Annotated in this window: 15 protein-coding genes; all 15 read right to left on the bottom strand. The window is 33.2% G+C overall.

Annotated features, from left to right (window positions below):
* Positions 1-27: 27 nt before the first annotated feature.
* Positions 28-1,296: an efflux RND transporter periplasmic adaptor subunit gene (locus Q0049_RS05620; protein ID WP_298117480.1), complete on the bottom strand. Its 1,269-nt coding sequence runs from the start codon at positions 1,294-1,296 to the stop codon at positions 28-30.
* An 11-nt stretch (positions 1,297-1,307) separates the two neighbouring features.
* Entirely contained in the window at positions 1,308-5,624 is a 4,317-nt protein-coding gene (locus tag Q0049_RS05615; protein WP_298117478.1) for a CusA/CzcA family heavy metal efflux RND transporter, read from the bottom strand.
* A 97-nt stretch (positions 5,625-5,721) separates the two neighbouring features.
* Positions 5,722-6,054: a DUF6660 family protein gene (locus Q0049_RS05610; protein ID WP_298117476.1), complete on the bottom strand. Its 333-nt coding sequence runs from the start codon at positions 6,052-6,054 to the stop codon at positions 5,722-5,724.
* A 45-nt stretch (positions 6,055-6,099) separates the two neighbouring features.
* Positions 6,100-6,855, bottom strand: coding sequence for a phosphatase PAP2 family protein (locus Q0049_RS05605; protein WP_298117474.1), 756 nt, complete (start codon positions 6,853-6,855; stop codon positions 6,100-6,102).
* A 70-nt stretch (positions 6,856-6,925) separates the two neighbouring features.
* A complete protein-coding gene (locus Q0049_RS05600; protein WP_298117472.1) occupies positions 6,926-7,681 on the bottom strand; it encodes a hypothetical protein in 756 nt (251 codons plus the stop codon).
* A 43-nt stretch (positions 7,682-7,724) separates the two neighbouring features.
* Positions 7,725-8,603 carry a diacylglycerol kinase family protein gene (locus Q0049_RS05595; RefSeq protein WP_298117471.1) on the bottom strand — a complete coding sequence of 293 codons (879 nt, stop codon included), beginning with the start codon at positions 8,601-8,603 and terminating at the stop codon, positions 7,725-7,727.
* Positions 8,603-10,564 carry an LTA synthase family protein gene (locus tag Q0049_RS05590; RefSeq protein ID WP_298117469.1) on the bottom strand — a complete coding sequence of 654 codons (1,962 nt, stop codon included), beginning with the start codon at positions 10,562-10,564 and terminating at the stop codon, positions 8,603-8,605. The genes Q0049_RS05595 and Q0049_RS05590 overlap by 1 nt, the downstream gene beginning before the upstream one ends.
* 77 nt (positions 10,565-10,641) lie before the next feature.
* On the bottom strand, positions 10,642-11,064 hold the full coding sequence (locus Q0049_RS05585; protein WP_298117467.1) for a PepSY-like domain-containing protein: 423 nt from the start codon (positions 11,062-11,064) through the stop codon (positions 10,642-10,644).
* A 100-nt stretch (positions 11,065-11,164) separates the two neighbouring features.
* Entirely contained in the window at positions 11,165-13,576 is a 2,412-nt protein-coding gene (locus Q0049_RS05580; protein ID WP_298117465.1) for an outer membrane beta-barrel protein, read from the bottom strand.
* Between the two features lie 65 nt (positions 13,577-13,641).
* Positions 13,642-14,907 (bottom strand): HAMP domain-containing sensor histidine kinase, encoded by a 1,266-nt coding sequence (locus Q0049_RS05575; protein WP_298117463.1) that lies wholly within the window; start codon positions 14,905-14,907, stop codon positions 13,642-13,644.
* Positions 14,900-15,577, bottom strand: a complete 678-nt coding sequence (locus Q0049_RS05570; RefSeq protein WP_298117461.1) for a response regulator transcription factor — start codon at positions 15,575-15,577, stop codon at positions 14,900-14,902. Before Q0049_RS05570 ends, Q0049_RS05575 begins: the two co-directional genes overlap by 8 nt.
* Positions 15,578-15,621: 44 nt before the next feature.
* On the bottom strand, positions 15,622-17,907 hold the full coding sequence (locus Q0049_RS05565; RefSeq protein ID WP_298117460.1) for a multicopper oxidase domain-containing protein: 2,286 nt from the start codon (positions 17,905-17,907) through the stop codon (positions 15,622-15,624).
* A 38-nt stretch (positions 17,908-17,945) separates the two neighbouring features.
* The gene (locus Q0049_RS05560; protein ID WP_298117458.1) at positions 17,946-18,830 is read right to left on the bottom strand and encodes a DUF2911 domain-containing protein; all 885 of its coding nucleotides are present in this window, start codon (positions 18,828-18,830) and stop codon (positions 17,946-17,948) included.
* Between the two features lie 3 nt (positions 18,831-18,833).
* Entirely contained in the window at positions 18,834-21,371 is a 2,538-nt protein-coding gene (locus tag Q0049_RS05555) for a heavy metal translocating P-type ATPase (protein WP_298117456.1), read from the bottom strand.
* A gap of 77 nt (positions 21,372-21,448) precedes the next feature.
* On the bottom strand, positions 21,449-22,009 hold the full coding sequence (locus Q0049_RS05550) for an AraC family transcriptional regulator (protein WP_298117454.1): 561 nt from the start codon (positions 22,007-22,009) through the stop codon (positions 21,449-21,451).
* Positions 22,010-22,011 lie beyond the last annotated feature (2 nt).

Genomic DNA, 22,011 nt, shown 5'->3' with positions numbered 1-22,011 from the left:
GTGTAAATATTAAAGTTTAAAAATTTATTAATGTTCGTGTTCGCCACCACCTTTTGATTGTGCTAATAAATAGAAAGCCCCTTTGATGACAATTTTTGCATTGGCAGGAAGTTCTTCTATTAGTTTTACTTCAGTGTAACCCAAATCGGTAGTTCCGGGAACGACTTCAACTGCTTTAAAATGTATTTCATTGTGTTCTTCTTCTTCACCTTCGGCGTGTTCATCGTGTGCTTCTCCTTCTTTATGCACATGCTCTTTTTCTTCTTTTTTTGGTGCTTCTTCGTGGTGTTCTTCCTGAATGTAAATAAAATACTTTTCTCCATTTCTAACCACTGCATCTTTTGGTAAAGCTGAAACTGTTTGATTGGAAATACTAATATTGGCTGCTACATACATACCCGAAATTAAATCTTTAGCATCGCCCGGGTTTATTTTGGCATGAACAGCCACCGTTTTACTTTCGTTAGAAAATGATTTATTGATACCAAATATTTTTCCTTTAATGGATTTATTGGATTGGTTTGTCAGCACAAAATCGACTTCCTGACCAACGGAGATTTTACCTAAATCTTTTTCGAATACATTCAAATCTAAGTGCATTTGGCTGTTGTCGACCACTTCAAAAAGTGTAACTCCTGTTTCGGCAAACGCACCTTTGGTAATGCTAATTTTACCTACATAACCGCTGATTGGAGCTATGATTGGAACCAAAGAAGTATTTCCGTTCAAACTAACATTCAACGCCTGTAATTTGGTTTTTGCCGCTTGTGCTTTTGCTCGCTCAGCTGCTAATTTTGATTTTACCTCCTGAAAGGTTTTGCGCGGATTTACATTTTCGTCACTCAATGTTTTTTGGCGGTTGTATTCTAATTGTAAGTATTCGATGTTGGCTATTGCAGATTGATACTCTTCCTGCATTTCTGAAACTTCCAAATTTTGAATGGTTGCCAATGTTTTTCCTTTGGACACAAATGTTCCTTCTAAAACGTAAATGTCTTTTACAACACCTCCAATTAATGTAGATACATCGGCTCTGTTTTGCGGTGGAACGGCTGTGTATCCATTGGCTTTGATTACAGTATTTAGGTTTTTCATTTCGATACTTCCTGTTTCAATACCAATTGTTTTGAATTGTGCTTCGGTTAAAGCCACTTCGGTTTCTGATTTTTCTTCTTTGTGGGTTTCTTCGGTTTTCTTATCGTTGCAGGAAGTTAGAACAAAGAAAAAAGATAATAGAACAAAGAGGTTGTAAAATGAACCTGGTTTATAATTTGATTTTAAAAATATATTTTTCATATCGTAGATTATTAATTATTATTGAAAGAAGGAAATTGCAGTTGAATGGCACTTTGATTATACGAGTTGACCGCTTCGGCATTTTGTTTTTTAATATCAATGGCCTGGTTTAAAAAACTGATGTATGACCAATAACTCATATCGCCATTGGCATAACTTTTTTGGGCCGTAGTAATGATTTGTTCGGCATACTGCAATCCTTCATTTTGATAATAAAGCAATGCTTTTTTCTGTTTTTCAAATTCATTTTGCAATTGTTCTTTTTGCAATTTTAAAGCCAACTTACTTTTATCGAGTTCTAATTGCGATTGAGAAACACTTATTTGAGAAGCTTTGGCTTTGGCGGTATTGGCTCCTCCAAATAGCGGTATTTGTAAACCTGCTGTAAATCCTTGAAAATAGGATTTAGTATCGATGGTTTGACCGAAATATCCCAAGCCTAATTTTGGTGTTCTCATTGCTTTAAACGTATTGGCTTCTTTTTGATACACCGAAATTTGTTGCGTGTAAAATTCGGTTACTAATCCTTCAACTTTTATATTATTCAAATCTGTTGGATTGGCATATTGCAAAGGAGTATTCACATCTGGAACAATGTTTTCATCAGTTTGAATGAAATATTGCAATTGCTTTTGATATACCATTAAATCGAATTCTAGTTGTGCTTTTTGAGTTTCGATTTCTTTTGTTTTTGCTTTGGCACTTATTACTTCTATGTTACCACTTTCGCCTGTTTGAAAACGCAGTTCGGCATTTTTTAGAAATTTTGAATAAATGGCATACAACTCATTATTTAGATTTTGAATAGAAACACCATATAAATATTGATAATAGGCAAGTGTTACCGCTTTTTCTATTTCGTACTCGGTGAGTGCTTTTCTTTTCTCAGCTAATTTTGCCAACTCTTCCTGTAATTGCCTGTTGGCTTTTGTGATTTTACCAATAGGAAAATATTGTTGAATAGAAACATTATGGTCGTAATCAACACTGTTGAATTGTCCGCCCTGGTATTGCACTTGTAAAGGATCTACCTGAAAAGCTGTCTTTTTTAGAACGGTTTGTTTTTCAATTTCCTTATCGGCAATTTTTAAATCGATGTTATTTGCCTTTGCTTTTTCAATGGCTCTTTCGAGCGTTATGGTTTGGCTATTTTGAGCAAATGAAAATGAACTGATTAATAAAACGAGTATTGTAACAATTGGAGTTGCCATTTTTTTTCTTCTTTTAATTCCCTTCTCAAAAAGTAGATAAAGGATTGGTAAAACAATTAAAGTTAGTAATGTTGCCGAAAATAATCCGCCAATTACTACGGTTGCCAACGGTTTTTGTACTTCGGCTCCGCCACTGGTTGATAATGCCATTGGTAAAAATCCTAAAGAGGCAACCGCAGCGGTCATAAGAACCGGTCGTAATCTTATTTTAGTACCGATTAGAACGCGTTGCAATGGGTCGGTTATTCCTTCTGTTTTGAGTTGGTTGAAGTAGGAAATGAGTACAATTCCGTTTAAAACCGCTATTCCGAATAACGCAATGAAACCAATTCCTGCCGAAATACTGAAAGGCATTCCTCGTAACCAAAGTGCAAAAACACCTCCAATAGCCGAAAGTGGGATGGCTGTAAAGATGAGTAATGATTGTTTGATACTATTGAATGTAAAATACAATAAAACCATAATCAAGCCCAGAGCAATTGGTAGCGCAACGGATAATCGTTTGTTGGCTTCTATCAAGTTTTCAAATTGACCACCATAGGTTACATAATACCCTGCCGGAAGTTGAAAATTGGTTTTTAGCTTGTCTTGGATTTCTTCGACAACACTTTTTATATCACGACCGCGTACATTTAGACCTACTGTAATTCTTCGTTTTCCATCTTCACGTGAAACCTGAACCGGACCTTGCTCATAGCTGATGTTGGCCACTTGTGATAAAGGAATTTGTTGACCATTTGGAAGCGGAATGAATAAATTACTTACATCCGAAATATCGGTTCTGTCTTGTTTATCTAAACGAACTACCACATCAAAACGTTTGCTTTGTTCGTAAATTTTACCTGCGCTTTCGCCTGCAAATGAGGAACGGATTATTTGGTTGATGTCGCTAATGTTCAAACCATACAACGCAATTTTATTGTAATCGTATTTTACCGTGATTTGTGGTAAACCTGTTACTTTATCTGCTTTTAAATCGCCAATACCATCAATTGTATTGATCTTTGAAATTAGTTCTTTGGCTTTATTATCTAAAACTTCTAAATCATCACCAAAAATTTTAATGGCAATATCGCTTCTGCTTCCTGTCATCAATTCGTTAAAACGCATTTGAATAGGTTGTGATATTTCGATGTTAGCTCCGGGAATGGCTTCCATTTCTTCTTTCATTAAATTGGCTAAATCTTCCCAATTGTCGGCAGAGGTCCATTCGGATTTGTCTTTTAAAACAATAATCAAATCGCCACTTTCGATAGGCATTGGATCGGTTGGAATTTCACCACTACCGATTTTGGTTACTATGGTTTTGATTTCCGGGAATTTTGCTTTTAGGATTTGTTCGTATTTAGTGGTAGTTTCAACCATTTGCGTGAGGGAACTTCCTGTCATAATGGTTGCATTGATTGCCAAATCGCCTTCTTCGATGGTTGGAATAAATTCGCCACCCATGTTTTGAAATGTAAATAAAGCTATAGCAAATAGTGCTATTGAAGCAATGATTACGGTTTTTTTAATTTGTAATGCTTTGTTTAAAAGCGGTGCATATTTTCGTTCAAACCAAGCCATCATTTTATCGCTAAAATTTTCTTTGTGTTCTGTTTTTTTAGATAAAAACATAGCACTCATCATTGGTACATAAGTTAATGACAATATAAATGCTCCGATAACGGCAAATCCTACTGTCATGGCCATTGGTCTGAACATTTTACCTTCGGTACCAACCAATGCCAAAATAGGCAGATATACTATAAGAATGATGATTTCGCCAAAGGCAGCACTGTTTCTTATTTTGGAAGCAGAATTATATACTTCACTATCCATTTCGGATTGGGTTAATTCTTTTTTCCTTTTTAGTTTTTGAAGATGGTGCATTGTGGCTTCGACAATAATTACTGCTCCATCGACAATAATACCAAAGTCGATTGCACCTAAACTCATAAGGTTTCCACTTACTCCAAAAATATTCATTAGGATTACAGCAAATAGCATTGCTAAGGGAATAACTGAAGCTACTATTAGTCCGGCTCTAAGATTTCCTAAAAATAAAATAAGCACAAAGATTACGATTAATGCTCCTTCAATTAGGTTTTTAGTAACTGTACCAATGGCGTTATTTACTAATTTACCTCTGTCAATAAAAGCTTCTGCAACAACTCCTTCGGGTAAGGTTTTGTTTATTTGCTCCATTTTTTCTTTTACTCTTTCTACTACTGCACTTGAGTTTTCGCCTTTGAGCATCAAGGCTAATCCACAGACAATTTCGCCTTTACCATCTTTGGTTGATGCGCCATAACGCAAGGCGATACCTTCACGAACTGTGGCAACATCTCTAACTAATACTGGAGCGCCGTTTCTGTTTTTGATAACCACATTCTGCAAATCATTTAATCCTGTAGCCATTCCGACACCACGAATGAAATAAGCATATTGATCTTTCTCGATGTATGCGCCTCCTGTATTTTGGTTGTTTTTTTCGAGAGCTTCAAAAATTTCAGTAATAGTAACTCCAAGACTATTAAGCGTATTTGGGTTTACCGCGATTTCGTATTGTTTTAATTTTCCGCCCCAAGTACTTACTTCAGCAACGCCTTCAATGCCTTGTAATTGAGGAATAATAATCCAATCTTGAATGGTTCTTAATTTTGCTGCATCGAATTTATCTTCATATCCTTTTTTGGCGTAAACATCGTATTGATAGATTTCGCCAAGACCAGTTGAAATAGGAGCCAACTCTGGAGAACCTGCATAAGCCGGAATGTTTTCTTTGGCTTGAGCCAGTCGTTGAAAAATTTGTTCTCTTGCCCAATAAATATCTACATCATCTTTAAAAACTACGGTAACTACTGAGAGTCCGAAACGAGAAATACTTCTGAGTTCAATAACTTTTGGAATTGTTTTAACCGATTGCTCTAAAGGATATGTGATTAATTGTTCGACTTCCTGACTGGCAAGTGTAGGTGCTGTTGTAATAATTTGAACCTGATTATTGGTTACATCCGGTAACGCATCAAGTGGTAATTGTTTAATGGAATAGCTACCCCATGCTAAAAGCACTAAGGTAAAAAGTAGTATAACGAACTTGTTCCTTATACTGAATTGTATGATTTTGTCTAACATTGAAAATATTATAATGAATTAGAAATTAGCAAATAAATTATTTGCCATTATTTGTGAAAAGGTCACAATTTTCTAACCCGAAATTACTCGGGCATCATTATACTATTTGAGGTGGTTGCCAAATACTTCCGTAAAAATTGGAAGCGAATTTAGAGGTGTAAGTTGGAAGTTGAGTTTTAATACTTTTTGAAAAAAAGTCGAAACTATAATTAATAATTTTAAAATAACTCACAATTTGTGAACCGCAACAATTACAACTACAAAAAGGAGAGCACAAATCATTTTCTTTATCGTGGCTGTGTGATTTTTCGTCATGATTATCAGCAATCTCAATTTTTTTATGCGCCGCACTACTTACTTCCATATCCGCACAAGGCAAACACGAAAGTGCTATGAGATAGAATGATAATATGATATTTAAAAATTTCACGAGTGTAAAAATAGAAAATTAAATTTTATTTCAATCACTTGAATATTAAAATCTTCTTAAAAAGCCAACCCCAAACTGATTTCCATTATAAAACGGTGTCATTGCAGTTGTAGAATTAGTTTCTTTAGAATTGAAAATAGTTTTTTGAATGAATGGGTGTAACCAGTAGGCAACTTTTGTACTTAAAATTCCAATTCCTGCACCCGCAACAACATCTGTTAACCAATGCTTATCATTATAAATTCGGAATGCTCCTGTACCTGCTGCTACTATATATCCCGAGATACCATACCATACCGAAACATCTTTGTATTCTTGCCATAGGAATTCTGCGCCAGCAAATGCTGTTGCAGTGTGACCTGACGGAAAAGAATTGAAAGCTGAACCGTCTGGACGCTCTACTTTGGTAATTGACTTTAAGCTTAGTACTGTTGACGACATCAATAAATAAGATGTAGCTAAGATTATTGTCCTATCCTTAAAATTATGCTTTCCTTTAATGCCAAATGCATTTAAAGCATATACAGATGCTGCTGGAGCATATTGTGAAAAATCATCGATTGTTATTTTTTGGTCTATGTTTTCGTTTACTTCTTCCTTTATTCCAGAGTTTATAAATTTTAAACCATCACTTTCTATACCGATAACGCCGTACCCAATTAAAACAGTTGGGATTATTAATTGTTTGAAGTTAAACTTTTTGTTGTTCTCTTTTGGCTCATTGATAGCTAATGAATCTTTTATTTGCTGTGCAAAACCGATTGAACCAACCATAAAAAATAAAAACACTTTTGAATACATACTTTAAAATTTAGAATTAATAAAAGTATTTTTTTTGCATAAGCTAGATTTTTTTAGATTAATAATCAATTCAAATTTGTGCAGAATTTTTTTTTTGAGAATAATAAATCAACAAAGACATTATTACAATTGAAACTACTGATGCTTGTAAAGTACCCAAGTCTAATCCACCCTTTGCAAGTGGTTTGGTTAAAAAATCTCCGAAAGTAGCACCAAATGGTCTCGTAAAAACAAAAGCTAACCAAAATAAAAACACTTCGTTAATCTTAGTGTAATAGTGAATTAAAACTACTGCTATGATAATTGAAGCAGTTATCAAAGCACCTTGAATGTAGCTCAGTCCAAGAACATCTCCTAAATAATCTCCAAATGCAGTACCGAGACTGTTTGAAAACAAAACTGCTATCCAAAAATATATTTCTTTCTTATTTTCTATTATCGGATTAACATTCAAATTTTTATATTTTGAATACCACCGATAGAGTGTAAAGAGTAAACCTGATAACAATACTAAACTACCTATTGTATAGCCTAGGTGTAAGCTACGGTCAATGAAATCTGAAATTTCGGTACCTAATGTTGTAGTAGCTATTATAACCAACCAAAAAGGTAGTGGGTTATATTCTTTAGTTTTAAGTTGGTTATATAGCACCACAGTAAAAAAGACAACGGTTATTGCTATTCCGGTTAAATACCCCAAATTTAAAGTCATTGAAATAAAGTCTCCGAGTGTTTCTCCGAGCGTGGTTGCTACAATTTTCATAACCCAAAACAATATTGTTATTTCAGCAATTTTGTTTATATTTTTTGTTTCTACTATTTTCATTTTCACTTAACTTATTTGATTGTTATTAAACTTTTTACGCTTATCATGACACTATTTCAAGTCCGTTTTTGATAACTGAAACATTGACTTTATTTGTTTTTAAGTTATGGTATTCGCCATCTACCTGAATGTCAACAAATATTTTCTCTGGTAATTCGATAGCTATGTTTTCAATTAAACTGTGTTGCGCCATTTTATAAGCTTCTGATTTTTTTGAAATTATATGAAGTCCTAACTTGATTTGATTAATTAGACTTATTTTTGGAATTAGCACTAAATTTAATTTACCGTCAATTAAACTTGCATTTGGTGTTAAGCTCATGCCATAACCCATTTCGTTTGAATTGGAAATGAAAAGCATAAAAGCATTACTGTTTATAATCTGACTATTGAATGATAGAATCGCTTTTATGGGCTTGTATTTTAAACTAGCTTGTAATGAAGCCTTTATGTATGCGGTTAATGTTCTTTTTTTGTAGCTATCGTATTTTTTAATTATTAACGCATCGATCCCAATACCCATATTGCTAAAAAAGTATTGTTGATTTACTTTTCCGATGTCGATGGATTGTGTTTTCCCATTTTTAATAACTTGTGTTGCTTCTTCTAATAGTTTTGGGATTTTAAGATTTGAGGCTAAACCATTACCCGAACCAATAGGAATTATACCAAGTTTAATTTGAGTGTTGATAAGACAGGACGCTACTTCATTTATTGTACCATCGCCACCACATGCAACAATATAATCTGGGCTTTTAGTCACAGCATTATTGGTCAACATAATAGCATGGTGTTTATGATTTGAGTAGTCTACAGCAATTTTGTATTCTTTTTCAGAAAAATATTTTTCCAAAACTGTTCTGCTTAGATTGTGTTTTCCATCGCCTGATATTGGATTAATTATAAAATGTATGTATTTCATTATTTGAGCAGTTTGTTTGTAAATAAATAATCAGCAGTTTGATACCATGAAATCGTTTCATTAAGGAATGATTTATCCATAGGCAATGGCTTGAGGCTGTTATCTGATTTATTCCAAGAATAAAATGCTTGTCTTTTTTGATCAGACAAAATCATTACTTTTTCTTTTTTCATCAATACTAACTTTCTGTATGTACCTACTAAAGCCCTTTCCTCAAAATTTGTATTGAAAACGTTTTTTCCAAAAAAATTACTCTCATAACTCCAATTCATTAATGAAAAAAATGTAGGAAATACATCTATCTGAGAACACTGCTTTGTTACTTTATGATTGAGTTCTTCAGGAAAATTTACTATGAATGCAGGAATGTGGTAATTGGCAACATCTATTTCATCTTTTCCGGCACTACTGGCACAATGGTCAGCAATAACTATAAAAACAGTGTTTTTAAACCATGGCTTATCTTTAGCCTTTTCAAACATTTTTTTTAAAGCATAATCAGTATATTTTACTGCGCCTTCTCGACCTGTACCCGAAGGTATATCGATGGCGTTATCTGGATAAGTATATGGTCTATGATTTGAAGTCGTCATTACAAAATTGAAAAATGGTTTACCTACTTTATAATGCTCATCAGCTACGTTGAGCATTTTAGAATAAATGTCTTCATCACATATTCCCCAAGCATTTTCAAAGGTTACTTCATCATCGTTAATATTATTTCGTACCGTTTTGATTTTATCACTTAATACACTACCGCGACCACGATCATAAATGGTAAAACCGTTTCCACCGAAATAGGCGTTCATATTATCAAAATAGCCATCGCCACCATAAAAGAAATTGGAGTTATATCCTTTGCTTTTGAAAACATTTGATACAGTGTATAGATTTTGATTTTCGGGACGTTTCACAATACTTTGCCCAGGCGTTGGTGGAATGCAAAGTGTCATTGCTTCCATGCCACGAACTGTTCTTGTACCTGTTGCATATAAGTTATCAAAAAAGATGCTTTTTTGAGCTAAACTGTCTAAAAATGGTGTTATGTTTTCTTTATTACCAAACTCTTTCATAAAACTAGCACTTAAACTTTCAACCAAAATAAAAACTACATTTTTCTTACTTGGTTCTTGTTTCGTTGTGTCTGTTATTGTTCTGTGAATGGATAATCCTTGTGATTGGAATTTACTGTCTTTATCATTTAGTTTACTTTTAATGATATCAAATGCTACTTTGTTATTAATAGAAGTGTAAAACTCATTGTATTCCATTTGATTGTTTCTGAAGGCTGCAAAAAAGGAATAAATTCCCGATTTTGAAATTTCAGCATTGTATCTGTTCGATGACCATTCAGCTTGATTATTAGTAATGAAAATGGTGAAAAGCATTGCGGTTATTGCTGTTGTAGCTAAAACAATGGTTCGGTCTTTTAGACTGGCTGTTGTTGTAAATGTTTCCTTGAAAATATTTAATTTGTAAAAAGTAAAAAGTATAATTCCTGTAATTAAAAGAACCCCCGATACAAGAAAAGGTAACGGATATGATTGTTGGATGTTAGCAACAACTTCATGGGTATAAATTAGATAATCAACAGCAATAAAATTAAATCGTGTTTTAAATTCATCCCAAAATGTAATCTCTGCAAAGAATGTAAAAACTAATATGAAAATGGTTAGTGAAGTGAAAAACCAAACGAGAATTTTATCAATCCATGAACCAATCCATTTATTCGGAAATACAAAATAGTAGATGGCTGAAGGAATAATTATGAAACTTATGGTTCCGATATCATAAAAAAATCCTGTTATAAAAGTCCCTATAATGGTGAATAGATTGAAGGAAACTTCATCGTATTGCCATATTGTAAATATTATTCTTAGGAAGAAAGAGAATGTTATAAACCATGATATAAATGCAAGTAGCAAACTGTAACGATTAGCAATTTTTATTCTGTTGAACATAGGTATTTTATTAGGTTATTATAAAAACAAAAAGAGCACTCACACCAAATGATGTGAATGCCCAAAACATGAAAAAATTAACTAACTGAAAGTAACTTTCCGTTTTCATCAAAAAGCAAATCTTTTCCTTTAATTTCAGCCTCATAGGTAACAATACCTTTATCTGAAATTATCTTTGCCGCTTCTTTTACTTTTTGATCTTTATAGTTTTTACCTATGTAATTAAGAATTGGTTTTGGTAATTGCGCAGCGGTAATTTCAACTTCTGTTTCGATAATTTTGCCATTGGCATTGAATAAAACAGAGTTTTCTATTTTATTACTCTCAAAACTTGCTTCATAATTGTTTTCCTCTTTATCCCATTTTACATTTTTTGCATTGGGATATTTTGACATTAGAGATTTAGTTACAATCTCTGGTACTTTTGTTGCTTTTACTTTTTGTGCAAAAGCGATTGTAGATAACACTAATGCCACTACAATAATTACTGATTTTCTCATTGCTATTATATTTTTTTGAATTAATAATAGCCAAAGTTGTAAACCAATTTTGTAGAAATGTTGAATTTTGAATTAAAGCAAAAATAAATTTATATATTTTTTAAAATTTATAATTATAACCCAATCTAATTACTTGTGTTTCGTAATAATCATTACTGGTGTAACTAAAATCCTGACCTTGAATTTCTTTTTTGATTACTAACGTATTTAATAGGTCGGTTGCATTAATAAAAAATTCACCTTTGCCATTTTGAACTGATTTTTTCAGTCCTAAATCAATTGAGAAACGCGATTTTATTTTGCCTTGCGGAATAATATCTGGTGCTAAATAAATTGCCGTTACTTGTGCATCAACTTTTTTAGTTAAGTGTAATGTGTTGTTCCACTTTATATTTCCAGAGAAAACATCTTGTTTTGCTGCTGAAAAGGTATTGGGCTCTGGATATAAATTTTGAACTGTAAACGCACCGATTTGATTGTAATAGGCATTACCATTAAGATTGGAAGAATACCATTTTGCAATGTCTTGCGAAATAACCATTTCAACACCTGTATTAGCGCTTTTATTTACGTTTTGAAAGATGGCATAAATTAGATTGCTATTAGGAACGGTTGAAGCTATTCTTGTTATAGTTTCATTGGCAAAACGATGGTATATAGCCGAATATAAATAGCCTTTTTTCAAATTTCTTTTGAAACCTAATTCTACTAAATTAGTGAATTGTGGACGTAAACCAGGATTACCTACTTTGATAATTTCGGCATCGTCATACTTTGGAAATATTCGAATATCTACTTCATTTGGTCTGTCAATTCTGCGATTGTAAAACAATGATATTTTGTTGTCATCATTGATTTTATAGGCAAAACGGAAATTAGGAAATGGTTCAAAATAGGAGTATCCATCTGTTCGGTATGTTGGATGATTAGGATTTACCTCGTATTCTAAATCCAAATATTCCAAACGCAATCCTATTTCAGCTTCGATTTTATTGTTTTCGTATATGTAGTTTCCATAAACCGCAGGAATGATTTCTTCATAGGTTGCTTTACCGCCTGCGCTTGCGTCTAAAGGCGAATTTGTTCCCGGAAAGAATTGCATGTTGGTTGGAATTATTCGGTTCCTAAATTTGAACCCTGTTTCAATACGACCGTATTTTAATGGCTTAATATAATCAATATTGAAATCAATTACACTCTCGTCTGATAATAATTTGAAAGAATCTTTACTCAAAGAGTTTGGCAAAACATTATCGAAAAAATATTTTTCATCTTCTCTGTGAAACGTATAATTGAAGCCTACATTTAATAAATGTCCGGCTTGCTTGAATTTATGTTGATAGGAAGCTGTTCCCATAAACGTAGTTTTTAATTCGTCCTCTAAAAACTGCCAAAGTCGCAGTCGCTCTGAATAATCTGCATTAAAAAAAGGTTGGTCGCCGTTATCAATAATTTTTTCTGAACCAAATAAACCTGAAATGGTTAGCATATTATAATCGTTAATAGTCCAATCAATGCCTGATTTGATAGTAGTGAAATGGGTGTTTCGGTTTCTTTTTAATTGCTGATTAATTATAGATCCATCATTGTACGTTCGTGTTACAAATTCATTTTTATTTAGCGTTTCTGTATACAAATAATCGCCTTGAAAGAACGCATTAATTTTGTTTTTACGGTAATTGAGCGATACGGTAGGATTTACTTTTGGTGTCAGTGAATATTGTGCTCTTATTGTAGGCAGATTTTCTTTTCGTTCCCACAAAGCACCTAAACCAGTAGTAAAACCCACTTTACCATTGAAGCCTTCTTTTTTATTTTTCTTATAGATTATATTGATAATTCCTGCATTCCCATTGACATCGTATTTTGCTGATGGATTATTAATGATTTCGATTTTATCTACTGCTGAAGCAGGAATGTTATCTAAACCAGATTGATTTCCGAAACCTGTTAAAGCTGTTTGTTTTCCGTCTATCAATATGGTCACTTTATCATTGCCTCTTATTTGTACTTTACCATCTTGGACACTAACACCAGGTAAATTTTGCATTGATTGTAAAACAGAGCCACCACTTTGACTGATATTGTCAGCCATGGAAAACGTTTTCTTATCCATTTTCTCGCTGACGGTTTTTGTTTTAGAAACTATTACTACTTCTTGTAAAGTTGTGGCATCTTCTTCTAATTCGATAGTACCTTGATCTAAAAATTCGGAAAGGGAACCAACATACACTGTTAGTGTCTTGGTTTTGTAGCCTAGGAAGGTGAATTCTAAAACATAGTTTCCAGATTTTATATTGGCCAATGAAAATCGACCTTCTTCATTGGTTATTGTTCCAGCAATTAAAGTAGCCTCTTTTGAAGTTTTTAATACAACATTTACAAATGATAAAGCCAACTTTGTAGATTTGTCTTTGGTATTGCCAGATAGCGTAACCGATTTGTTTTGAGCTATTAAATTTGTGACTGATAATACTAGAAATGTAACTAAGAGTAGGATTTTAATTCGCATTATATTTTATCTTTTTGATTTTAATAGGCCAAAAATATAAATGGAATTTGGAGAAATTCTGAATTTTAAAATACTATTTCAAAAGTATGCATTCTGTTATTGAAATGATAGTTAATAGACCAATGGTTTATATCAACGATTTTTTTAATAATGGATAGTCCTAAACCATTTCCTTGGGATGATGGATTGGATTTAGAAAAGCGTTCAAACATTTTTTCAGTATGCAATGGTAAAAGGGTTCCTGTGTTCGAGAATATTATACTTTCATTAGTTAATTTAACTATAATTTGACCGTTTAACTCATTGTGATTTATGGTGTTTAAAAATAGATTACTGATCAGTATTTCTGCGAGAAAATGATTTGATTTGACTTCAACTTCATTTGATAGTTCTGTTGTAATATTTATTTTTTTTGAAAGTGCTTGTTCGCTAAAAAATGCCAGTTGAATATTTATAATCTCACTTAATTTTATTTTCTCAATTTCATTGTATGAGTTACTATCAATTTTTGATAACACCAATAGGTTTTTATTAAGCTTGACCAGTCTTGTAGTAGTGTTGTTTAAATCATCAATCAATTTGAATTGTTCAGAGTTTAGGTCTTTTCGTTGTAGAATATTCTCTAACTTACCTTTAAAAATTGCTATTGGTGTTTGCAGTTCGTGCGCCGCATTTTCTATAAATTCTCTTTGACTTTGATAGATACTACTGTTTTTTCGGATTAAGTTATCGATCGCATTATTTAATCGGTTGAATTCTTCGGTTGTGCTTTGTATTAACTTAACTGATGTTGATTTATCAATTTCAAATTGTTCCATTTTTTCTAATGCTGCATAAAATGGTAGCCATAATTTTTTTGATATTATTTTAGTGATAATAAAAAAGCCAATAATAAGTAGTAAGAGTAAGGAAATGAAAAGAAAAGCTGTACTTCCAATTAGGTTTTCTTTTTCGACCATATTTATTTTAGCAGAAAAGGTAAACCATTTACCCTCAATCTTGACAGGAGAATTTAGTACTCTGAATGGTTCGTTTTCTTTATTTAATGCATCATAATAGCTATGGTCAAATAAACTATCATTGTGTATACCATTAAATTTTTGGATGGTGACATCACGGTTGAACCTGTTCCAAAGCAGAATTTCGCTTATTTTTAGATCATCTTTATTAAATTTATCAAACTGTTTTTTTATAGCATATAAATCTTCGTTGGCATCATCTTCATACAAAATATTTGTAACTACATAAAAAACTGGACCAACAGTGATTAGTATAATTAGTGCATAAATGAAATAATAATTAAGTGTTTTATTAAGTAGTTTTTTATTCATCCTCCCATTTGTAACCTGTTCCATAAACTGATTTAAGATAATCTGACGCACCCATCTCTTTGAGTTTCTTTTTCATATTTTTAATATGCGCATAAACAAAATCATGATTGTCTAACATATCCGCCATATCGCCCGATAAATGCTCTGCAATCGCGCTTTTGGATAAGACCTTATTTTTATTACCAATCAAAAATAGTAATAAATCCATTTCCTTTTTGGTAAATTCAATTTTATTCCCTTTGATTTTAACCGACTTGCTTATTGTATCAATTTCTATTTCATTGAAAGAAACTACGTTGTTTCCGTTGAATTGTTTTCGTCTAACTAATGCTTGAATTCTAACTAATAATTCTGATAGATGAAATGGTTTTGTTAGATAATCATCTGCACCAAGTGTCAGACCTTCAATTTTAGTTTCTAAAGTATCTTTAGCAGATATTATAATAACTCCGTCAGTTTTATTTTGACTTTTTAGTATTTCTAATATTTTAAATCCATCACCGTCTGTCAGCATCAAATCTAGTAGAATACAATCATAGGAATACAAATCGATCTTCTCGATAGCTATTTTTAGTGTACTTGCAGATTCACACACAAAATCGTTGCTGCTCAAGTAATTTTTGATACTTGTGGCAATTTCAATTTCGTCTTCAATTATTAAAATTTTCATGATGCAAAGAAACAATTGAAATTCTGAATAAAAATTGAATTTATTTAATAATTTAATGTGGCACCAATTCCAAATCCCATATCACTATCATAATGCGTTCTGAAACTGAAATTTCTTTTGATAATATATCTAGCATCCAACATGAATTCTTTATCTGAATTGACCATGAAACCTGCCCGAATTCTTTTTGATACAGGAATGTCTTCTCGCATTAACTGTAATCTAACATTACCATCTTGAAATACTTCGGCTTGAGCCACCACTAACATTGGTAAAGTGTAATTGATACCGGCACTTAAAACGGCTCTCTTGTCTTTGGTGTTTTTTTGGTTGAATATGTTTTCTTCTATTTCGCCATCCATTTTACGGTAACGCCAGTCAAAACCTATAAATGGCATTATCCATTGCATTTTTCCGATGTATCTTCCTAGATGAAATTCGGCTTCGTAACCATGCATATCGTTATACCCTAATCGCCATTCTGCACCTAAACTCCAACGTGTATTTTGTATCATTGCCATACCATCATTACCGTTAGTGGCAAAGTCATTCTCTGCCATAAAGTGAAATTGCCTGTCATCTGCAAATAGTTTGCGCTGTGCTAATTTTGGATTAGGAATTAATGGATTTGGTGCTTGGTTTTCGTATGTAAAAACTCTTCCCATTCCTGCCATCATGTGGTACAAAATGTGGCAATGGAAAAACCAATCGCCTTCAACGTTAGCATTAAACTCAATTACATTGGTTTCCATCGGCATTAAATCCATTACGTTTTTTAATGGAGCGTATTCTTCCTGACCATTGATTATTCTAAAATCGTGTCCGTGCAAATGCATTGGATGGCGCATCATAGAACCATTGTAAAGCGTAATTCTAACATTTTCCCCTTTTTTGATTAGTATTTTATCGGTTTCAGAAACTACTTTATTGTCTAAACTCCATACATAACGGTTCATATTACCCGATAACTCAAATCGCAATTCTTTAACTGGAGCATCTTTGGGTAAAGTAGTTTTATCTGTTGCTTTTAGCATAGCGTAATTCAAGGTTTTTATACTTGAAAGTGCATTGGAATTGTATTGATTTTGAGAATGGTTAGCATGATCTGAATTCATCGGCATACTTTCCATTCCATCCTTTTTCATTTGTTTGCTGCTTCCCGTTATTTCTGGGTACATTACAACGTTCATGTCCATTTGGTTTAATGACATTTGCATTCCCATATCGTCTAAGTCACCGTTCATTTTCATCATACCATTCATCATTTTCATTCCTTCAAAATATTTTAATTTAGGTAAAGGAGAAATGAGTTGTTTGATACCATCACCAATGTAAAGTGATGTTGATTTTGTTCTGTCTTCGGGTGTGGCTAAGAATTCGTAAGAAGTATTTTCGGCCGGAATGGTGACAATGATATCGTAGGTTTCAGAAACTGCGATTAATAATCTATCTACTTCAACCGGTTCTACATCGTTTCCGTCACTGGCTACCACAGTAATTTTTCCGCCGGCATAGGTTAACCAAAAATAACTTGAAGCACCGCCATTGGCTACGCGCAAACGAACTTTATCACCTGCTTTTAATTTTTTGCCGTTGACAGTTTCTATTTGACTATCGGGTTTTCCATTGATTAAAAATTTGTCATAGTACACATCGCTAACATCCATGGCGTTCATTCGCTTCCATTCGTTTGCAATTTTTGTTTTGAAATGTCCTTGCTTAATGGCTTCGGAATAACTTTGAGTAGTCCCTTTTTTTATTGCAAACCAGTCTGAAGCATTGTGCAACATTCTATGAATATTTTCGGGTTTCATATCTGTCCATTCACTTAGTATTAAAGGAATGGTTGGCAAATCATCAATTCCTTTTCTTATGGTTTTATCCTCTTGTTTTTTGTTCATAATAAACATGCCGTACATTCCGATTTGTTCTTGCAAACCCGAATGACTGTGGTACCAATGTGTTCCGTTTTGAATTATTGGAAAAGTATATTTGTGAGTTGTACCTGGTTTTATTGGCATTTGAGTAAGATTAGGAACGCCATCTTCTTTGTTGGGCAAAAACAAACCGTGCCAGTGTAATGAAGTTTCTTCTTTTAACTCGTTATGAACATAAATTTCGGCAATATCGCCTTCTGTAAAAGTTAGTGTTGGCATAGGTATTTGACCATTTACCGCAATAGCTCTTTTTTCTTTTCCGGAATAGTTGACAATAGTATCACGAACGTATAAATCGTAACGGATTATTTTTTGGGAAAATAAAGATTGTGTCACCAGAAGTACTACTACTATTTGCAACAATTTTTTTGAAAGAATGTTTTGTAAATCCATTTTAGTATTTTCATTTTTTAAAATTTGTTCTTATGAAATTATCTTTTTAGCAATATTTCCCAATCTGCAATTTTATTGTTCAATATTTCGATAGTTTTTTTCATTTTTTCCTTGTCAGCTAATGAAATAGCTCGTTTTGCGGCTTCAATAGCATTCATGTAATCTTTATTTTCAGAGGCTAATTTTTGTCTCAAATTTGGATAATAGAAATTTTGAGGATTTATTTTTTCGGCTTCAATAAGCCACTCAATTGCTTGTTTAAAATCTCTATTTGTACTGTAATAATAATTAGCAGCCTGAAATAACAAATTAGCATCTTGTGTTTTTCCTTTAGTAATATGTTGGTCTATCAATGCTAATATGGTATCATCTTCCTTACTCTTTAAAGGTATTTTGACCATGGTATTTTCCCAAAGTATTTTTAAAAATGCTTCGCCTTTGCTATTGATGTCATTTAATTCAATTGTAAATGTTTCATAGAAATTGGGGCTTTTTTCTGTAGGGACTTTGAAACGTATGACATCTTTTTTCTCATCATAGCCAGTTTCACCATGTAAGGTGGTATCAGCGTTAACGATTATTGTCCACTCATTAATTGAAGGGATTGAGAATATTGAATAACTACCGACTTTTAATACACTGTTACCAAAAGAAATATCTTCGAAAGTTGTTATTACTGTACAATCACTCGCACCAGTTCGCCAAAGTTTATCGAATGGTACTAACTCACCAAATATTTTTCTGCCTCTTACCAATGGTCTGCTATATGCCATTTTTATTTTTGCACTGCCTACTTCTTGCTCAAATGAAGCCGCCGGGCTTGCTGAGGTTGTTCTGATTTGAACTTTATCTTGAGCATTTATTAATAAAGATTGAACCAGTATAAAGCTTGTAAAGATTATTTTTTTTATTTCCGCTTGCATTTTTTAAAGTTTTAAATTTCGTAATCGTAACGCATTCACAATTACAGATACTGAGCTAAAAGACATGGCTAAAGCTGCAATCATTGGAGATAATAAAACACCAAAAAAAGGATATAAAATTCCTGCTGCAATTGGCACTCCCAATACATTATAGAAAAACGCAAAGAATAAATTTTGCTTAATGTTTCTCATTACAGCATGGCTTAAATTTTTGGCTTTAACTATGCCTTGTAAATCGCCTTTAACCAGAGTGATTTTGGCACTTTCTATTGCTACATCAGTCCCGGTTCCCATTGCAATTCCAACATTAGCTTGAGCTAATGCCGGTGCATCATTTATACCATCACCTGCCATGGCAACAATTTTGCCTTCTGATTGTAATCGTTTAATTTCTTTGAGCTTATCTTCGGGCAAGCATCCTGCTTTGAATGAGGCTAACCCCAATTCATCAGCGACCGCTTTGGCTGTATTTTCATTGTCTCCAGTAAGCATAATTACTTCGACACCTTGGTTGATTAATTCTTTGATTGCTGTTGCGCTTGAGTCTTTAATAGCGTCAAAAATAGATACAAAACCCACGGCAATCCCATCAACTGAAATGTATGAAACCGTTTTACCGAGTTTCTGCTCTGCAATAATTTTGTTTTCTAAATCGACAGGAACAGTTACTCTGACTAGTTCCATTAGTTTTTTATTTCCTAATGCCACTTTTTTATTGGTGACTGTTCCTGTTACGCCTTTACCGGCAACAGCTTCAAAATCTTTTACGTCAATTAAAGAAATAGATTTAGTTTTAGCATAATTAACAACTGCTTGCGCTAATGGATGTTCGCTGTATTGATTTAATGATGCTATACTTTGTAATAAATCATCATTGTTGTTATTAGCTGCATAAATTTTCTCGACAGATGGTTTTCCTTCAGTGATTGTGCCTGTTTTATCGGTAATTAAAGCATTCACTTTATTCATGTTTTCTAAGGCTTCCGCATTTTTAATCAATACTCCGGATTGGGCACCTTTACCCACACCCACCATTACTGACATTGGCGTAGCTAATCCTAAAGCACAAGGACAAGCAATAATCAATACCGCAATAGCATTTATAAAACCATATACTAATGCCGGTTCCGGACCAAATTTTGCCCAAACCAAAAAAGTTATTGCCGATACAATAACAACAATTGGCACAAAATATCTAGATATACTATCTGCTAATTTTTGAATTGGTGCCCTTGAACGGCTGGCATCATTTACCATCTGCACGATTTGAGAAAGCAAAGTTTCGGAACCAACTTTTTCGGCTATCATCACAAAGGATTTATTGCCGTTTATTGTTCCGGAAATTACATTATCGTCTTTCTTTTTGTCAACTGGTATGGGTTCGCCTGTAATCATAGCTTCATCAATACTGCTTTCGCCTTCGGTTATTTTTCCGTCAACAGGAATTTTGTCTCCGGGTTTTACTCTCAATAAATCGCCTTTTTTGATGTCATGGATTGAAATTATTTTATCGCCGCCGTCAGTTACCAAAGTGGCTTCGGTTGGTGCCAATTTTAATAATTCTTTTATGGCTCCACTGGTTTGACTGTGTGCTCTGGCTTCGAGTAATTGTCCCAGTAGAACTAAAGTTAGAATTACGGTTGTCGCTTCAAAGTACAATAGTACTGTTCCGTGCTCGGTTTTGAATTCGCTTGGAAAAACATCAGGAAAAAACATTCCGACTAAACTAAATAAAAATGCCACTCCTGTACCTATACCAATTAGGGTAAACATGTTTAAATTCCAAGTAATGATTGATTTCCATGCCCGAACAAAGAATATCCAACAAGCATAAAAAACAACAGGCAAGGAAAGGAGCAATTGAACCCAATTCCACTTTGAGGCATCCATTAGTTGCAATAAAGGATTATTGTGAGCCATTTCTATCATTGCAATAGCGAAAATGGGAACAGTAAATACCACTGCAATTTTCATTTTTTTGACCAAATCTTTGTAAGTCCTTTGATCTTCGCTTTCGCTTGGTTCCATGGGTACTAAATCCATACCGCAAATAGGACATGAACCCGGAGTTTCACTAATTACCTCGGGATGCATTGGACAAGTGTACAAAGTTTTGCTACTTGCTAACTCAGGTGCTTTGACTAAATCCATTCCACATACAGGACAGTCGCCTATCTTGTCGTATACTTTTTCGCCTTCACAATGCATTGGACAGTAATATTTTCCTTGTGCATTGTTTGGTATAGTTGTTTCTTTTTTATGATCATGAGTTTGGGTGGAGCAACATGATTTTTCAGTTGCTTTGTTTGTTACAGAATGCTCAATAACGTTTCCTTTACTCATTTCTATGGTGTATTTTCCCACTGCTGTCAAAGCTTCTTTAAGCTTTTCAGTTGGAATGTGCTTATCCATAGTTATTGTTGCTATTGGTGGATTTAATGAAACTTTTGCCTCAATACCCTCAATAGTATTTAATGTTTTTTCAACTTTAGTGCGACAACCATCGCAAGTCATTCCGGTAATGTTGTAAGTATGTATCATTTTTATATTATTTTAATACAAATTTCTATCATAACTGCTTTATGGATTTGCACAATTTTGGGTTTGATTTGCAAGATTTATATATCTTCTATTTGTTTTCTTTTTATGGTTTTTAAATTCTTGAAGTAGGTTGGTGAAAAGCCAGTTACTTTTTTGAATTGGTTACTTAAATGCGAAACACTGCTATAATTTAATGAGTAGGCTATTTGACTAAGCGATAATTCATCATACATAATCAACTCTTTTACTTTCTCAATTTTTTGATTGATAAAGTATTTTTCAATTGTTGTGTTTTCTACTTCAGAGAAGAGATTGCTCAAAGTATTGTAGTCCTGGTGCAGTTCTTGGAATAGAAACTCGGAAAGGGTTGTTTTTAAATCATTGTTTTTATTTTGGACCAAATCAATAATGAGTGTTTTAATTTTATCAATCGTTTTACTTTTCCTATCATCTATTAAATCAAAGCCAAAAGCACGAAGGTTTTTTAGTAACTCGTTTTTTTGACTTTCTTGTATATCATTTTTTAATTCAACTTCACCCAACTCCACAGAGATAGGATTAATCTCCATACTTTCAAATACAGATTTTACCGCCATTTTACAGCGGCTGCATACCATATTTTTAATGTGTAGTTTCATCT

The sequence above is a fragment of the Flavobacterium sp. genome, assembly GCF_027484205.1.
GTDB lineage: Bacteria > Bacteroidota > Bacteroidia > Flavobacteriales > Flavobacteriaceae > Flavobacterium.
Note: the sequence above shows the minus strand (reverse complement) of the source record. Positions and strands in the feature narration are given on the sequence as shown.

Excerpts from the sequence above, each read along its gene's own strand:
- Q0049_RS05565 (WP_298117460.1), bottom strand. The coding sequence starts at position 17,907 with ATGGATTTACAAAACATTCTTTCAAAAAAATTGTTGCAAATAGTAGTA.
- Q0049_RS05550 (WP_298117454.1), bottom strand. The coding sequence starts at position 22,009 with ATGAAACTACACATTAAAAATATGGTATGCAGCCGCTGTAAAATGGCG.
- Q0049_RS05575 (WP_298117463.1), bottom strand. The coding sequence starts at position 14,907 with ATGAATAAAAAACTACTTAATAAAACACTTAATTATTATTTCATTTAT.
- Q0049_RS05570 (WP_298117461.1), bottom strand. The coding sequence starts at position 15,577 with ATGAAAATTTTAATAATTGAAGACGAAATTGAAATTGCCACAAGTATC.
- Q0049_RS05580 (WP_298117465.1), bottom strand. The coding sequence starts at position 13,576 with ATGCGAATTAAAATCCTACTCTTAGTTACATTTCTAGTATTATCAGTC.
- Q0049_RS05560 (WP_298117458.1), bottom strand. The coding sequence starts at position 18,830 with ATGCAAGCGGAAATAAAAAAAATAATCTTTACAAGCTTTATACTGGTT.
- Q0049_RS05600 (WP_298117472.1), bottom strand. The coding sequence starts at position 7,681 with ATGAAAATAGTAGAAACAAAAAATATAAACAAAATTGCTGAAATAACA.
- Q0049_RS05615 (WP_298117478.1), bottom strand. The coding sequence starts at position 5,624 with ATGTTAGACAAAATCATACAATTCAGTATAAGGAACAAGTTCGTTATA.
- Q0049_RS05620 (WP_298117480.1), bottom strand. The coding sequence starts at position 1,296 with ATGAAAAATATATTTTTAAAATCAAATTATAAACCAGGTTCATTTTAC.
- Q0049_RS05605 (WP_298117474.1), bottom strand. The coding sequence starts at position 6,855 with ATGTATTCAAAAGTGTTTTTATTTTTTATGGTTGGTTCAATCGGTTTT.
- Q0049_RS05595 (WP_298117471.1), bottom strand. The coding sequence starts at position 8,603 with ATGAAATACATACATTTTATAATTAATCCAATATCAGGCGATGGAAAA.
- Q0049_RS05585 (WP_298117467.1), bottom strand. The coding sequence starts at position 11,064 with ATGAGAAAATCAGTAATTATTGTAGTGGCATTAGTGTTATCTACAATC.
- Q0049_RS05590 (WP_298117469.1), bottom strand. The coding sequence starts at position 10,564 with ATGTTCAACAGAATAAAAATTGCTAATCGTTACAGTTTGCTACTTGCA.
- Q0049_RS05555 (WP_298117456.1), bottom strand. The coding sequence starts at position 21,371 with ATGATACATACTTACAACATTACCGGAATGACTTGCGATGGTTGTCGC.